Source organism: Actinomadura chokoriensis (assembly GCF_039529475.1).
GTDB lineage: Bacteria > Actinomycetota > Actinomycetes > Streptosporangiales > Streptosporangiaceae > Spirillospora > Spirillospora bangladeshensis.
In genome coordinates this window covers 117,655-133,450 of record NZ_BAAAMW010000016.1, presented here as the reverse complement: position 1 = coordinate 133,450, position 15,796 = coordinate 117,655, and the positions used below count along the sequence as shown (strand labels likewise).

Genomic DNA, 15,796 nt, shown 5'->3' with positions numbered 1-15,796 from the left:
CTAGGAGGACTTGTGCAGATCTATCGGATCGACCATGTCGCGCAGGTGGCCCCCGACCTCGACGCGCAGGTCGCGCTGCTGGAGGGGCTGTTCGGGTTCCGGCGCGTCCGGGGCTGGGACAACGCGGACGAGGGCGTGCGCGGCGCCCGGCTGGAGATCCCCGGCAGCCGGGGGCAGGCGTGGGAGGTCGTCTCCCCCTCGGGCGACGCCTCGTCGCTGCGGACCTGGCTGGACGAGCACGGCGGGCGTCCCGGGCTGCACCATGTGGGCGCCGAGGTGCCCGATCTGGAGGCCGTCCAGGCGGAGCTGGAGGTGCGCGGCATCAAGGCGACCGACGGGGTGCGGGGACGGTGGCTGGAGGCGTCGCTGAGCCCGCCCTCGCACGGGCCGGGCGTCCTGTGGCGGCTCCGCGGGCCGGGCAGCCTGGACATGTGCGGCGATTCGCCCGCCGCGTCCGTCCCGGTGAGCGGTTCCCCGGACGGGCCGTCCCTCGGGATCGTGGCGCTCGACCACATCTGCCAGGCGTTCCCCGACCGGGACGAGCTGGCCCGCTGGTACCACGACCTCGCGGGGTTCGTGCAGGTGTGGCGGACCGCCGACGACGAGCATCCCGACATGGCCGACCTCGTGCTGAACATCCCCGGGTCGGCGATCTGCTGGGAGGTGATCATGCCGCGCGGCGAGGACTCGTTCATCGAGCGGTTCCTCGCCAAGGGCGGGCCGGGCGCCCACCACGTCACGTTCGAGGTCGCCGACTGGGACGCGGCGATGGCGGCCTGCGAGCACCACGGCACGCCGACCTTCGACGACGAGGAGGGCGTCACCGACGGCGCCGCCTGGAAGCACACGTTCATCCATCCGAAGAAGACCGGCGGCGTCCTGGTCCAGCTGTTCTGGGAGGAACGGCCGGGCGTGTGGGTCCGCTCCGACAAGGTGCCGCCGCGATGGACCTGAGCCTGACCGAGGACCAGGAGCTGATCGCCTCCACGGCCCGGGAGGTCCTGGCCTCCCGGGCGGCCGCCGCCGGGGCGCGGGCGCTGGACGGCGACCCGGCCGGCCACTCCGCCGCGCTGTGGAAGGAGATGGTCGAACTCGGCTGGACGGGCCTCGCCTTCCCCGAGGAGTACGGCGGCGTGGGCGGCGACTTCCTGGACGTGTGCCTGCTGTTCGAGCAGCTCGGATACGCCCGGGTGCCGAGCCCGCTGCTGGCGTCGGTGGCCTGCTGCGGCATGCCGGTCGCCCGGTTCGGGACGTCCGGGCAGAAGGGGCGCTGGCTCGACGCGATCGCGAACGGCCGGGTCGTGACGGCCGCGCCGCTCGCCTGGGACCGTCCCGGCGAGGGGCCGGCGGCTTCGCGGGACGGCGAGGCGTTCGTCCTCGACGGGACGGCGACGTTCGTGCCGTACGCGGCCTCCGCGGAGAACATCCTGGTGGTGGCCCGGCTCGACGGCGAACCGCACGCCTTCTGGGTGGACGCCTCGGACGCCACCCTGCACCCGCTCGACACGATCGGCGCCGATCGTCCGTGCCATGTGGAACTGGACGGCGTCCGGGCGCTCGACACCCTCGGCAGGGAGGCCGCCGACGCGGTCTCCCTGTTCGGGGCCGCCGCGACCTGCGCCGAGATGGTGGGCGCGGCGCAGCACGTCCTGGACATGACCGTCCAGTACGCGACCGAGCGCGAGCAGTTCGGCCGCGCGATCGGGTCGTTCCAGGCCGTCCAGCACCACTGCGCGAACATGGCCATCGACGTCCTCGGCTCGCGCTTCATCGCCTACGAGGCCATCTGGCTCCTGTCGGCGGGCCGGGAGGCGGCGCAGGAAGTGGCGATGGCCAAGGCGTGGGTGAGCGAGGCGTACGAACGGGTGTGCGCGCTGGGCCACCAGGTCCACGGCGCCATCGGCTTCACCCACGAACACGACCTGCACCTGTTCTCCGAACACGCGATGGCGGCGTCCCTCTCCTTCGGCGACGCCGACCTGCACTACGACAACCTGGCCGACGGCCTGGGCCTGCGCTGAACCGGCGAGCGGCGCCCGGCCGGGACCGAATCCGGCCGGGCGCCCGCCCGCGCCAGGAAGATCGTTAAGCCGCCCGAGTCGATATGATCGCCTGCCCGGGGGACGCAGGAGGAGGGGTCGTGGCCGAGCGGACGGACCTGCTGCCCACGGATCCGGACTCGGTCGGCCCGTACCGCCTCCGGCACCGGCTGGGCACCGGCGGGCAGGGCACGGTCTACATCGGCGCCGACGGAACCGGCGCGTCCGTGGCGGTCAAGCTGCTGCACCCGCACCTCATCGGCAACGAGGTCGCGCGGACGCGGTTCGTCCGCGAGATGCAGATCGCCGAGCGGGTCGCGCCGTTCTGCACCGCGCAGGTCCTCGACAGCGGTGTCGCGGACGGCCACGTCTACATCGTCAGCGAGTTCGTGGACGGCCCGTCGCTGCAGGACTCGGTGCGCGCGGCCGGCCCGCGCGGCGGGGCGGCGCTGGAACGGCTCGCGATCAACACGGTGACGGCGCTGGCCGCGATCCACCGGGCCGAGGTGGTCCACCGCGACTTCAAGCCGGGCAACGTCCTGCTCGGCCCGGACGGCCCGGTCGTCATCGACTTCGGCATCGCCCGCGCGTTGGACCTCAACCAGTCGATCATCACGAGCCAGGCCGTCGGCACCCCCGGTTACATGGCGCCCGAGCAGATCGCGGAGGAGGCGGTCGGGCCCGCCGCCGACATGTTCGCCTGGGGCGCGACCATGGTCTTCGCCGCCACCGGCGAGCGCCCCTTCCGCGGCACCTCGATCCCGGCGGTGATGCAGGCGATCCTGCGGGGGGAACCGGAGCTGGACGGGCTGCAGGGCCCGCTCCGCGCGATCGTCCGCGACTGCCTGGCCAAGGACCCGTCCCGCCGCCCGACCGCCGCCGAGGTCGGCGACCGCCTGCGCGCCCTCCCGGCGCCCGCCTGGGAGACCAAAGGGTCCGCCCCCACGAGGCACGACGAAACGGCGGCCTCGGATCCGCAACCGGACACGGCCCCGGGACGGCGCAGGCGCCGGCGCGCGCTCCTGATCGGCACCGGCATGGCGGCGCTGATCACGGCCATGGCGGGCGGCGCCTACACCGTGCTCCCGTCCGGCAAGGGCGACGGGACGTCCGAGGTGTCCGAGACCCCGGAGGCGGCGATATCCCCGGTCGCCCCCACCGACGGACCCACGGCGAGCCCGAGCGACACCCCGAGCGGAGAGCGCACTCCGGCGCCCTCGAAATCAACGGCAGGCGACGCCGGACGGCGAAGCGCCCCCGCGACCGGCAAGGCACCGGGCGACCAGGGCTCCCGGACGGCCCGACCATCCCAGCCGCCCGGCGGCGGTGGTGGGCAGGAGGAAGCGCCCTCCACCCCGAAGACACTGGGAACCATCTCGGCGAGCGACGGAAGCACCTACTGCAGGTCCCGCGGATACGCCGGCGCGGTCAACCAGTACGACGGCAACTACTCGTGCTACGGCGCACCCGGCAGGGTGACCGTCACCATCACCCAGCTCTGCCGCTGGAAGTACCCGGGCAGCTCCAACGTCAAGGCCGACGGAACCACCTGCAAGTCCTACTGACTGCGAGTCCCCTACTGACCGAGCGCGACGACCTCCCGGAACGGGGAGGGGCGGGCATAGGTTTGGCGGATGGACGTGGTCGTCGCCGTTGTCGCGACGCTTGTGGTGACCTGGGTGCCGGCCTTGCTGTGGTGGCGCAGGCAGGGGCGGGGCGGTGACCTCGGGGGGCCCGCGCGGCGGGCGACGTTCGAGATGCTGCACACCGCGTCGCGGGCCGCGCCGGCGTTCCGGGCCGGGCTGACCGAGCAGGGGGCGCAGAAGGCGGCGCGGCATCTGCGGGCGCTGCTCGACTGCCGGGCGCTCGCGATCACCGATGGGGAGCGGTTGCTGGCCTGGGACGGGGAGCACGACCACCACGCGGCCGAGGGGCTCTCGCACGCCGAGGTCACGCTGGGGAACGGGCGCACGCAGGTGCACGACGTGGCGTGCGACCGGATCGACTGCCCCATCCGGCGGGTCGTGGTCGTCCCGCTCGCCACCGATGACCGGGTGGTCGGGGCGCTGGCGGCGTACGGGGAGGACGTTCCCGCCGGGCTCATCCGGGCGGCCGAGGAGGTCGCGCAGTGGGTCGACGCCCAGCTGGAGCTCGCCGAGCTGGACCATTCGCGGGCGCTGCTGATGGAGGCGGAGATGCGGGCGCTGCGGGCGCAGATCTCGCCGCATTTCATCTACAACTCGCTCACCACGATCGCCTCCTTCGTCCGGTCGGACCCGGAGCGGGCGCGGGAACTGCTGCTGGAGTTCGCCGGGTTCACGCGGTACTCGTTCCGGCGCCACGGAGACTTCACGACGCTCGCCGAGGAGCTGCGGTCGATCGACCGGTACCTGCTGCTTCAGCGGGCCCGGTTCGGTGAGGAGCTGCGGGTGACGCTGCGGATCGCGCCCGAGGTGCTGCCCGTGGCGGTTCCGTTCCTGTGTCTGCAGCCGCTCGTGGAGAACGCCGTCCGGCACGGGCTCCAGGACCGGTCGGAGCCGGGGCTCATCACGATCGTCGCGGAGGACGCCGGGTCCGACTGCGTCATCAGCGTCGAGGACGACGGCATCGGCATGGACCCGGACGAGGTCCGGCGGCTGCTGGCGGGGGAGCGGCGGACGCCGTCCGACGAGGCCGGGATCGGGCTCGCCAACGTCGACGAGCGGCTCCGGCAGGTGTACGGCGGCGAGTACGGGCTGGCCGTCGAGACGGGGCCGGGCGCCGGGACGAAGGTCATCGTGCGCGTTCCGAAGTACCGGCCCGGAGTGACGGCCTCTTGACTTGTCCCTGCTCCGTTGACTGAAATGTGGCGGACGGGACGGGGAAAGGACGATGCGGTGGGCCTGCGTGTCCTCGCGGTGGACGACGAGGCGCCCGCACTGGACGACCTCGTCCACCTGCTGCGCGCCGATCCGCGGATCGGCGAGATCCACACGGCCCGGGACGGCGCGGCGGCGCTGCGCAAGCTCGACCGGGCCCTCGCCGACGGGCGTCCCGTCGCCGCGGTCTTCCTCGACATCCGCATGCCCGGCCTGGACGGCACCGTGCTCGGGCGCGTCCTCGCCCAGTTCGCCCGCGCCCCGCAGATCGTCTTCGTCACCGCGTACGAGGGGCACGCCGTCGACGCGTTCGAGATCAAGGCGACCGACTACATCCTGAAGCCGGTGCGCCCGGAGCGGCTCAGCCTCGCGATCACGCGGGTGACCGAGGCGGCCGAAGAGGCCGGATGGGCGGACACCGGTGCGAGCGCCGCGCCCGCGGAGCCCGAGCCCATGCCCGTCGAGCTGGGGGGAGTGACCCGGTTCGTCACGCCGGCCGAGGTGCTGTACGTGGAGGCGCAGGGCGACTACGCGCGGCTGCACACCTCCGGCGGCAGCCATCTCGTGCGCATCCCGCTGAACTCGCTGAGCGAGCGGTGGAGCGGTGCCGGGTTCGTCCGGGTGCACCGCAGCCATCTGGTCGCGCTGTCGGCGATCAAGGAGCTGCGGCTCGACTCGGGGCGCTGCACGATCGTCGTCGGCGGCGCGGAGCTGCCGGTGGCGCGGCGGCACGTGCGGGAGCTGCGCGACCTGCTGGTGCGGCGGGCGAGGCGGGCCCCCTGAGCACCGGGGAGCGGCCGCGGGAGATCGCGCCCGGCCGGACGCTGGTGACCGGGCCGCGGACCCGGACGGTCCGGCGGCCCCGCTATCCCGTGACCCGCGAGATCGACGAGCAGACCGGGCTCGGCGAGGCGTACATGCGGTCGCTGCTGCGCACCCAGCTGCGGCTCGCCCTCCGGCTGTGCCTGGTGCTGGCGGTCGTGGTGCTCGGGCTGCCGCTGCTGTTCGCGCTGGTCCCCGAGGTCCGCGAGCAGGAGGTGCTCGGGCTGCCGCTGCCGTGGGTGGTGCTCGGCGCGCTGATCTACCCGTGGTTCGTGGTGTGCGGGTGGTGGTACGTCCGGATGGCCGAGCGCAACGAGGACGACTTCGCCGACCTCGTCGACCGGGCCGAGGACCGGCCGTGAACGCCGCCTACGGGCTGGCCGGGGTCCTGCTCGTCGTCGTCGCGACCGTGCTCATCGGCGTGCTCGGCGTGCGGATCTCGCGGACCACGTCCGACTTCTATGTCGCGTCCCGGACGGTCACGCCGCTGCGGAACGCGTCCGCGATCGGCGGCGAGTACCTGTCGGCGGCCTCCTTCCTCGGCATCGCCGGGCTGATCCTGGCCTACGGCGCCGACATGCTGTGGCTTCCGGTCGGCTGGACGGGCGGGTACCTCGTCCTGCTCGTGCTGGTCTCGGCACCGCTGCGGCGGTCCGGGGCCTACACGCTGCCCGACTTCGCCGAGGCGCGGCTGGAGTCGATGGCGGTGCGGCGCCTCGCCAGCGTCCTCGTCGTCCTGATCAGCTGGCTCTACCTGCTGCCCCAGTTCCAGAGCGCCGGGCTCGTGCTGCGGACGGTGACGGGCGCCCCCGTGTGGACGGGCGGCGTGCTGATCGCGGTCGTCGTCGCCGTGAACGTGCTCGGCGGCGGCATGCGCAGCGTCACGCTGGTGCAGGCGTTCCAGTACTGGATGAAGCTGACCGCGCTCGCCGTCCCGCTGGTCTTCCTGCTGCTGGCCTGGCGGGGCGACGGCGCGCCCGGCCTGTCGTCGGACGCTCCGCCGCGGTTCGCCGACCGGACGACCGTCGCGGTCGGCGTCGCCGTCACGGTGAACGTCACCGAACCCGTGCGGGTCACGGTCGACGGACGGGTCGACGGCCGCGACCACCCCGGCGCCGCGCTGACCCTGGACCCCGGCCCGCACCGCATCTCCCAGGACACGTCCATCACCTTCCCGGCCGGGGCCGATGTGCCGCACGTCAGCGGGCGCCCCGTCACCACCGACCGGGAATGGGCGATGCCGCTCGGCGGGCGCGAGCATTCGCTGTACGCGACGTACTCGCTGATCCTCGCGACGTTCCTCGGGACGATGGGGCTGCCGCACGTCCTCGTCCGCTTCTACACCAACCCCGACGGTCGTGCGGCGCGCCGCACGACCGTGATGGTGCTGTCGCTGCTCGGCGCGTTCTACCTGCTGCCGGCGCTGTACGGGGTGCTCGGCCGCCTCTACACCCCCGAACTGCTGATGACCGGGCGGGCGGACGCCGTCGTCCTCACCCTGCCGGGGCGGCTGATCGGCGGGCTCGGCGGCGACCTCCTCGGCGCGCTGGTGACGGGCGGCGCGGTCGCGGCCTTCCTGTCGACGTCGTCCGGCATCACCGTGTCGGTCGCCGGGGTGCTGGCGCAGGACATCCTGCGCGGCGGGGTCAGGTCGTTCCGGGTCGCGACGCTGCTCGCGCTCGTCGTGCCGCTGGCCCTGGCGATCGCGGCCCGCTCCCTCGCCGTCGCGGACGTGGTGGGGCTCGCGTTCGCCGTCGCCGCGTCCACGTTCTGCCCGCTGCTCGTCCTCGGCGTCTGGTGGCGGCGGCTCACCGTCCCGGGCGCGCTCGCGGGGCTCGGCACCGGCGGCGCGCTGGCCGGCTCCGCCGTGATCGTGACGATCGCCGCGGGGCCGCCGTCCGGGCTCGCCGGCGCCCTGCTCGCCCAGCCCGCCGCCTGGACGGTCCCGATCGCGTTCGCCGTCATGATCATCGTGTCGCTGTGCACGCAGCGCCGGGTGCCGAAGGGCGTCGCCCGCATGATGGTGCGCCTGCACACTCCGGAGTCGCTCAACGTCGATCGCGGTACCTGGCGGCCCCGCCGGGTCTGACCGTTCACCGCGCCAGATGGACCGTTCGGCGACGGTCTCCGCACCCCGGCGACGATGGACGGCACCTTGCCGCAGCCTTGCCGCCGACCCCTCGTCCCCTCCGAGCTGGGTCTTTACGGTGGCGCGTGATTGGCGTCACACAAGAGGAGGGGCGGTCGTGTCCATCGACAAGAAAACCGCCGGCACCGTCTATGAACGGTTCCAGGGCACCGAGGAGTTCCAGGAACTCCGACGCAGATTCCGCCGATTCGCATTCCCCATGACCGCCGCGTTCCTCAGCTGGTACCTGCTCTATGTCGTCATGTCCGGGTGGGCGCGCGGCTTCATGGGCACCGAGCTGTTCGGCTCCATCAACGTGGCCCTGGTCTTCGGGCTGCTGCAGTTCGTCTCGACCTTCGGCATCGCCTACCTGTACTCCCGGCACGCCGAGCGCCGCCTCGACCCGGCGGCCGACAAGCTGCGCGCCGAGATCCTCGCCGCGGACGCCGGAGTCGCGAAGACCGCGGAGACCGCGGAGGAGGCCCGATGAGCAACGAGACCCTGTCGATCACCCTGTTCGTCGTGTTCGTGGCCGCGACCCTCGCGATCACCGTGTGGGCCAGCCGGAACACCAAGAACGCCACCGACTTCTACGCCGGCGGACGCTCCTTCTCCGGCGCCCAGAACGGCCTCGCGATCGGCGGCGACTACATGTCCGCCGCGTCGTTCCTCGGCATCGCCGGGCTCATCGCGCTGTACGGCTATGACGGCTTCCTGTACTCGATCGGGTTCCTCGTCGCCTGGCTGGTGGCGCTGCTGCTGGTCGCCGAGCTGCTGCGCAACTCGGGCCGGTTCACGATGGCGGACGTGCTGGCGTTCCGGATGAGCCCGCGGCCCGTCCGCACCGCCGCCGGCGTCTCCACCATCGTCGTGTCGATCTTCTACCTGCTGGCGCAGATGGTCGGCGCCGGCGCCCTGGTCTCGCTGCTGTTCGGCTTCACCAGCGACTTCGCCAAGGGCGCGACGATCGCGCTGGTCGGCGTCCTGATGATCATCTACGTGGTGTTCGGCGGGATGAAGGGCACCACCTGGGTGCAGATCGTCAAGGCCGTCCTGCTGATGACCGGCGCGGCCCTGATCACCCTGCTGGTGCTCGGCAAGTTCGGCTTCAACCTCTCCTCGCTGCTGAACGACGCCGCCGAGCAGAGCGGCAAGGGCGACAAGTTCCTGCAGCCCGGCCAGCGCTACGCCACCGAGGACTCCGGCCTCACCGGCAAGCTCGACCTGATCAGCCTCGGCCTCGCGCTCGTCCTCGGCACCGCCGGGCTGCCGCACATCCTGATCCGCTTCTACACCGTCCCGACCGCCCGCGACGCCCGCAAGTCCGTCATGTGGGGCATCGGCCTCATCGGGGTGTTCTACCTGTTCACCCTGGTGCTCGGCTTCGGCGCCGCCGCCCTGGTCGGCTCGGAGGAGATCTCCAAGGTCAACGCGGCCGGCAACACCGCGGCACCGCAGCTCGCCGAACGCATCGGCGAGATCGTGTTCGGCGAGGCGGGCGGCACGATCCTGCTCGCGGTCATCGCCGCCGTCGCGTTCGCGACGATCCTCGCGGTCGTGGCGGGCCTCACCCTCGCCTCGTCCTCGTCCTTCGCCCACGACCTGTACGCCCACGTGTTCCGCCGGGGCAAGGCCACCGAGCGGGACGAGGTCCGCGTCGCCCGCATCTCCGCACTGGTGATCGGGGCCGTCTCCATCGTCCTCGGCATCTACGCGCAGCGCCTCAACGTCGCCTTCCTCGTCGCGCTCGCGTTCGCGGTGGCCGCGTCCGGCAACCTGCCCGCGATCCTCTACAGCCTGTTCTGGAAGCGGTTCAACACCGCGGGCGCCACCTCCGCCATCTACGGCGGCCTCGGCGCGGCGATGTTCTTCGTGGCGTTCTCGCCGGTCGTGTCCGGCGACGAGAAGGCCCTGTTCACCGACCACGACTGGAGCTGGTTCCCGCTCAGCAACCCGGGCCTGCTGTCGATCCCGATCGGCTTCCTGTGCGGGTTCCTCGGGACCATCTTCAGCAAGGAGTACAACGCGGCGAAGTACGCCGAGATCGAAGTCCGCTCCCTCACCGGAGCGGGCGCCGAAACGGCCGCCAAGGACTGATCCGGCCGGCCCCCTACCCGCCGCGCGGGCGACCGTCGCCCGGTCCCGCGCGGCCCGCGGCCCCGTCCCGATACACGCCCCCGGGACGGGGCCGCTCCATGCCCGCCCCCGGCCTCGCGCCGCGGCGGAGATTTTCCGAAGGGCCGTCCCGGGGTTTGGGCGGTGTGCTGTGCGCAAGATCTAGCGTGGCGGTGCACGGTGGTGTGGGGGACGGAGGGGCGGGATGTCGTACGGGCGGTCCACGAGACGCGTCCTGGTGCTCATCGGGGGCGGCGCGGTGCTGGCGCTCGGGGTGGCGCTGCTGGTCCTGCCGGGGCCGGGGCTGCTGCTGGTGCTGGCGGGGCTGCTCATCCTCGCGCGGGAGTTCCCGGCCGTGGACAAGTACGTCGAACCGGTGCGGGAGCGGGCGATCCAGGCGGCCGAGGAGAGCGTCACCTCCTGGTGGCGGCTGACCGGCTCGATCCTGACGGGACTCGCGCTGATCGCGGCCGGGGTGGCCTGGGGGATCGTGGACGAACTGCCGTTCTCCGGGTGGAGCGCGGGGTCGGGTCTGATCCTTTCCGGGCTCATCCTCTTCGCGCTCCTCTACTGGAGTCATCTCCGCGTCAAAGGGCGCCGCTGACGGGCGGTCGCGGGCCGAATGGGCGGCGGATAGATCAACGAACGTCCTGACGATCGACTGACTTGGCTAGAATCCGTCCGTTAGGCGAGGCTTCCGCCATGATGTGCGCATGTGGTCGCGCTCCGTACGCGAGGAAGCCCCACTCTCACACCGTGCTGGCATAAGGAGTCCGTGCATGCCCGTGGAATCGGAGGGGCCCATCCCGGCGGCGAGTCCCGTGATCGGTGACGCCGAGATCGAGGCGGCCGTGCGCGTCCTGCGCAGCGGGCGGGTCGTCCAGGGGCCGGAGGTCGCCGCGTTCGAGGAGGAGTTCGCCGAGGTGGTGGCCGGGCGGCACTGCGTCGCGGTCAACTCGGGGACGTCCGCGCTGCACCTCGCCCTGATGGCGCTCGGGATCGGCCCCGGGGACGAGGTGATCGTGCCCTCGTTCACGTTCGCGGCGAGTGCCAACGCCGTCCGCCTGGTGGGCGCCGACCCCGTGTTCGCCGACATCGAACCGGGGTCGTTCTGCCTCGACCCCGACGCCGTCGCGGCGGCGATCGGGCCGCGCACCGCGGCGATCATGCCGGTGCACCTGTACGGGCACCCGGCGGCGATGGACCGGATCGGGCCGCTCGCCGAGCAGCACGGCCTCGCGGTCGTCGAGGACGCCTGCCAGGCCCACGGCGCCGCCCTCGGCGGGACCCCGGCCGGCGCGATGGGCACCGTCGGCTGCTTCAGCTTCTACCCGACCAAGAACATGCACGCCCTGGAGGGCGGCATGATCACCACCGCGGACGCGGAGACGGCGCGCACGCTGCGGCTGCTGCGCAACCAGGGCATGGAGCAGCGCTACGCCAACGAGATCGTCGGCGCGAACATGCGGCTCACCGACGTCGCCGCCGCCATCGGCCGCGTGCAGCTCACGCAGCTCGACGGCTGGACCGAGCGGCGCCGCGCCAACGCCGACGTCCTCAACGCGAAGATCACCGGGGCGGTGACGCCGCCGGTCGCGGACGGCGCCCGGCACGTCTACCACCAGTACACCGTCCGGGTGCGGGAGCGGGAGGCCGTCCAGAAGCACCTGGACGAGCGGAAGGTCGGCAACGCCGTCTACTACCCGACGCCCGTCCACCGGCTGAGGCCGTTCCTGAAGGACGGCCTGCCGGATCCGCGCTGGGACCTGCCCGAGACGGAGCGGGCGGCGGCCGAGGTGCTGTCGCTGCCGGTGCACCCGTCGCTCACCGGCGAGCAGCTGGCCCGGGTCGCCGACGCCGTGAACGGGGCCGCGTCGTGAGCGCCCCGCTGCGCGCGGGCCTGGTCGGGCTCGGCGTGATGGGACGCAACCACGCGCGCGTCCTGTCCGGGCTGGACGGCGTGGACCTCGTCGGCGTGGTCGACCCGGCGGGAAGACCGGGCGGCGCCCCGCACGGGGTGCCGCTGCTGGAGTCGCTCGACGACCTGCTGGCGCTCGGCGTCGACTACGCGGTGGTCGCCTGCCCGACCGCGCTGCACGAGCAGGTCGGGCTCGCCCTCGCCGAGGCCGGGGTCGGCGCACTGATCGAGAAGCCGCTCGCCGAGTCGGTCGAGGCCGCGCAGCGGCTGGTGAAGGCGTTCGAGTCGCGGGACCTGGTCGCCGGCGTCGGCCACATCGAGCGCTACAACCCGGCGCTGCAGAGCATGCGGACCCGGCTGGAGGCGGGCGAGCTGGGCGAGGTGTTCCAGGTCGTCACGCGCCGCCAGGGGCCGTTCCCGCACCGGATCGCCGACGTCGGGGTCGTCAAGGACCTCGCCACCCACGACATCGACCTCACCGCGTGGGTGACCGGCCAGGACTACGTGTCGGTCTCCGCGCACACGGTGGCGCGCAGCGGCCGCCCGCACGAGGACATGGTCGCGGCCGTCGGGCGCCTCAGCGACGGCTCCATGGTGAACCACCTGGTGAACTGGCTGAGCCCGCTGAAGGAGCGCACCACGGTCGTCACCGGCGACCGCGGCTGCTTCGTCGCCGACACGCTCACCGCCGACCTGACGTTCTACGCCAACGGCGAGATGAGCACCGAGTGGGAGGCGCTGCGGGCGTTCCGCGGCGTGTCCGAGGGCGACATGATCCGGTACGCGATCCCGAAGCGGGAGCCGCTGCTGACCGAGCACGAGCGGTTCCGCGACGCGGTCCTCGCCGGGCCCGGCGGCGACGCCGACATCGTGACGCTGCGGCAGGGCCTGCGGACGGTCGAGGTCTCGGCCGCCGTGCTGGAGTCGGCCAAGCTCGGGACGACGGTCTCGCTGCGGGCGTCGGAGGTGGCAGGTGCCGTCTGAGGCCGCGGCTCCCGATGTCACGGTGGTCGTCGCGGTCTACAACACGATGCCCTACCTGACCACCTGCCTGGAGTCGCTGGTCGGGCAGACCATCGGCGCCGGCCGCATGGAGGTCGTCGCCGTCGACGACGGCTCCACCGACGGCAGCGGAGCCGAGCTGGACCGGTTCGCCGCCGAGTACCCGGACGTCGTCACCGTGCTGCGGCAGCCGAACTCCGGCGGCCCGGCCGCACCGAGCAACCGCGCCCTGGACGTCGCGTCCGGCCGCTACGTGTACTTCGTCGGCGCCGACGACCACCTCGGCCCCGAGGCGCTGGAGCGCATGGTCGCCGCCGCCGACGAATGGGGCTCGGACGTCCTCGTCGGCAAGATGGAGGGCGTCAACGGGCGGGCCGTGCGCCGCCCCGAGCTGTTCGCCGAGAACCGCCCCGAGATCGACCTGTACGACTCGGTGCTCCCCTGGGTGCTGTCGAACTGCAAGCTGTTCCGCCGCGACCTGGTCGAGCGGTACAAGCTGCGCTTCCCCGAGCACATGCGGATCGGCAGCGACCAGCCGTTCACCCTCGAAGCGTGCGTCCGCGCCGAGCGGATCTCCGTCCTCGCCGACTACACCTGCTACTACGCGGTGCTGCGCGAGGACGGCGGCAACATCACGCAGGGCGCCGTCGACGTCTACACCCGCCTCGAATGCGCGGAGAGCCTCTTCGGCGTCGTCGCGGGCCTCCTCGAACCCGGGCCGCAGCGGGACGCGATCCTGACGCGCCACACCCGCTGGGAGCTGACGATGCCGACGCGGGAGGGGTTCCTCGAACTCGACCGCGACGCCCAGCGGGACGTGTGCGCCCGCGTCGGGAGGCTCGTCGAGGAGTACGTGACCGACGGCGTCCTGTACACGCTGCCGATCGTCCGGCGGGCCCGGCTGCGGCTCGCCCAGCACGGCCGGATCGACCTGCTGTGCGAGGCGATCCGGGCGGCGGTCGACGAGCGGCCCTACCCGATCGCCGTGAAGAACGGCCGCACCTACCTGGCCTACCAGGGGTTCGAGGACCCCGAGCTGGACCTGCCGGACGAGCTGTTCGAGATCACCAAGGGGATGCGCAAGCGGCTCTCCCAGGAGGTCCGGACGGTCGCCGCGCGCCGCGACCGCGACACCGTCGAGGTGACCGTCCGGACGCCGTTCACCGGCCCGGACGCCGACGACCCGGCGGTCGTCCGGCTCGCGCTCGCCCCGCGCACCGGCAAGGGCGCCGGCAAGGAGCGCGTCCACCTGGACGAGGCGGTCGTCACCCGCGAGGCCCGTGAGGACGGCCTGCACCTCACCGCGAGGATCCCCGTGGCGCTGCTCACCGGCCCGGCCCGGACGCGGCACGACCTCCGGCTCGTCTTCACCGCGTCCGGCGAGACGCACGACGTCGCCGTCCCGGCCGACCTGCCGAAGTCGGGCGGCGAGCTGGTCTGGCACCGCGCCAGGCCCCACCGGCTGTCGGTCACCGGCGACGACCGGTACGGCACGGTCATCGAAACGCGCCCGGTCCGCCCGGCCCGCGCGGCCGCCCGGCGGATCAAGCGCGCGGCGTCCCTTGGAGGTAAGTAGCACATGCGGATCTGCGTGGTCGCGCTCGGCAAGATCGGTCTCCCGCTGGCGGTGCAGTTCGCCCGCAAGGGCCACCGGGTGGTCGGCGCCGACGTGAACGAGCGGGTCGTCGCCGACGTGAACGCCGGCCGCGAGCCGTTCCCCGGCGAGACCGACCTGCAGCTCCACCTCGGCGAGGCGGTCGAGGCGGGCCTGCTGACGGCGACGACCGACACGGCGGCAGCGGTCGCCGAGTCGGAGGCGGTCGTCGTGGTCGTCCCACTGTTCGTGGACGAGGCCGGCACCCCCGACTTCGGCTGGATGGACGCCGCCACCCGCGCCATCGCCGAGGGCCTGCGCCCCGGGACGCTCGTCAGCTACGAGACGACCCTCCCCGTCGGCACCACCCGCAACCGCTGGGCGCCGATGCTGGCGGAGGGCTCCGGCCTCACCGCCGGCGAGGACTTCCACCTGGTGTTCAGCCCCGAGCGCGTGCTGACCGGACGGGTCTTCGCCGACCTGCGCCGCTACCCCAAGCTCGTCGGCGGCATCGACGACGCGTCCGCGAAGCACGGCGTCGAGTTCTACGAGCAGGTCCTCGACTTCGACGACCGCCCCGACCTCGACCGCCCCAACGGCGTCTGGGACCTCGGCTCCGCGGAGGCGTCCGAACTCGCCAAGCTCGCCGAGACGACCTACCGCGACGTCAACATCGGCCTCGCGAACCAGTTCGCCCGCTACGCCGACACGGCCGGGGTGGACATCACCAAGGTCATCGAGGCGTGCAACACCCAGCCGTACAGCCACATCCACCGGCCGGGCATCGCCGTCGGCGGCCACTGCATCCCCATCTACCCGCGGATGTACCTGTGGAACGACCCGTCCGCGACGGTCGTCCGCGCCGCCCGCGAGGCCAACGCGGCCATGCCCGACTACGCCGTCGGCCTCCTCGCCGACGCCTACGGCGACCTCAACGGCGCCCCGGTCCTGGTGCTGGGCGCGGCCTACCGGGGCGGGGTGAAGGAGACGGCGTTCTCCGGCGTCTTCCCGACCGTCGAGTCCCTGCGCAAGCGCGGCGCCGTCCCCTACGTGTCCGACCCGATGTACACGGCGGAGGAGCTCGAAGCCCTCGACCTGCCCCCGCACCGGGGCGAGCCGGTGACCGCCGCGATCATCCAGGCCGACCACGCCGAGTACCGCGACCTCGGCGCGGCCGACCTGCCGGGCGTCAAGGCCCTCGTCGACGGCCGCCGCATCACCGACCCGTCCCGCTGGCCCGGCGTCCACCACACCGTCATCGGCGCCCCCGACCATGGGGACGCTCCGGCGCATCCCGCCGACTGAACAACCGGGATGTCC

General features: G+C 72.9%; 14 protein-coding genes. All 14 read left to right on the top strand.

Annotation, left to right across the window (positions count from 1 at the left end; all coding sequences use genetic code 11):
• Positions 1 to 12 precede the first annotated feature (12 nt).
• The 14 genes from ABFX46_RS29350 (at position 13) to ABFX46_RS29285 (ending at position 15,781) form a co-directional block, all read left to right on the top strand.
• Complete coding sequence (locus tag ABFX46_RS29350; RefSeq protein ID WP_346047086.1) at positions 13 to 954, top strand: VOC family protein; 942 nt, start codon at positions 13 to 15, stop codon at positions 952 to 954.
• Complete coding sequence (locus tag ABFX46_RS29345) at positions 945 to 2,021, top strand: acyl-CoA dehydrogenase family protein (protein ID WP_346047084.1); 1,077 nt, start codon at positions 945 to 947, stop codon at positions 2,019 to 2,021. The genes ABFX46_RS29350 and ABFX46_RS29345 overlap by 10 nt, the downstream gene beginning before the upstream one ends.
• 119 nt (positions 2,022 to 2,140) lie before the next feature.
• The gene (locus tag ABFX46_RS29340) at positions 2,141 to 3,604 is read left to right on the top strand and encodes a serine/threonine protein kinase (RefSeq protein ID WP_346047082.1); all 1,464 of its coding nucleotides are present in this window, start codon (positions 2,141 to 2,143) and stop codon (positions 3,602 to 3,604) included.
• Positions 3,605 to 3,673: 69 nt separating this feature from the next.
• Positions 3,674 to 4,858 carry a sensor histidine kinase gene (locus ABFX46_RS29335; RefSeq protein ID WP_346047080.1) on the top strand — a complete coding sequence of 395 codons (1,185 nt, stop codon included), beginning with the start codon at positions 3,674 to 3,676 and terminating at the stop codon, positions 4,856 to 4,858.
• A gap of 57 nt (positions 4,859 to 4,915) precedes the next feature.
• A complete protein-coding gene (locus ABFX46_RS29330; protein WP_346047078.1) occupies positions 4,916 to 5,680 on the top strand; it encodes a LytR/AlgR family response regulator transcription factor in 765 nt (254 codons plus the stop codon).
• A gap of 44 nt (positions 5,681 to 5,724) precedes the next feature.
• On the top strand, positions 5,725 to 6,081 hold the full coding sequence (locus tag ABFX46_RS29325) for a DUF485 domain-containing protein (RefSeq protein WP_346047077.1): 357 nt from the start codon (positions 5,725 to 5,727) through the stop codon (positions 6,079 to 6,081).
• On the top strand, positions 6,078 to 7,808 hold the full coding sequence (locus tag ABFX46_RS29320; RefSeq protein ID WP_346047075.1) for a sodium/solute symporter: 1,731 nt from the start codon (positions 6,078 to 6,080) through the stop codon (positions 7,806 to 7,808). The genes ABFX46_RS29325 and ABFX46_RS29320 overlap by 4 nt, the downstream gene beginning before the upstream one ends.
• 163 nt (positions 7,809 to 7,971) lie before the next feature.
• On the top strand, positions 7,972 to 8,337 hold the full coding sequence (locus ABFX46_RS29315) for a DUF485 domain-containing protein (protein WP_428831325.1): 366 nt from the start codon (positions 7,972 to 7,974) through the stop codon (positions 8,335 to 8,337).
• Positions 8,334 to 9,944, top strand: coding sequence for a solute symporter family protein (locus ABFX46_RS29310; RefSeq protein ID WP_346047071.1), 1,611 nt, complete (start codon positions 8,334 to 8,336; stop codon positions 9,942 to 9,944). The genes ABFX46_RS29315 and ABFX46_RS29310 overlap by 4 nt, the downstream gene beginning before the upstream one ends.
• 223 nt (positions 9,945 to 10,167) lie before the next feature.
• The gene (locus tag ABFX46_RS29305) at positions 10,168 to 10,566 is read left to right on the top strand and encodes a PGPGW domain-containing protein (protein WP_346047070.1); all 399 of its coding nucleotides are present in this window, start codon (positions 10,168 to 10,170) and stop codon (positions 10,564 to 10,566) included.
• A gap of 175 nt (positions 10,567 to 10,741) precedes the next feature.
• Complete coding sequence (locus tag ABFX46_RS29300; protein WP_346047069.1) at positions 10,742 to 11,842, top strand: DegT/DnrJ/EryC1/StrS family aminotransferase; 1,101 nt, start codon at positions 10,742 to 10,744, stop codon at positions 11,840 to 11,842.
• Positions 11,839 to 12,864, top strand: coding sequence for a Gfo/Idh/MocA family protein (locus tag ABFX46_RS29295; protein WP_346047068.1), 1,026 nt, complete (start codon positions 11,839 to 11,841; stop codon positions 12,862 to 12,864). Before ABFX46_RS29300 ends, ABFX46_RS29295 begins: the two co-directional genes overlap by 4 nt.
• Entirely contained in the window at positions 12,854 to 14,458 is a 1,605-nt protein-coding gene (locus ABFX46_RS29290; protein ID WP_346047066.1) for a glycosyltransferase family 2 protein, read from the top strand. Before ABFX46_RS29295 ends, ABFX46_RS29290 begins: the two co-directional genes overlap by 11 nt.
• Positions 14,459 to 14,461: 3 nt before the next feature.
• Positions 14,462 to 15,781: a nucleotide sugar dehydrogenase gene (locus ABFX46_RS29285; protein ID WP_346047065.1), complete on the top strand. Its 1,320-nt coding sequence runs from the start codon at positions 14,462 to 14,464 to the stop codon at positions 15,779 to 15,781.
• Positions 15,782 to 15,796 lie beyond the last annotated feature (15 nt).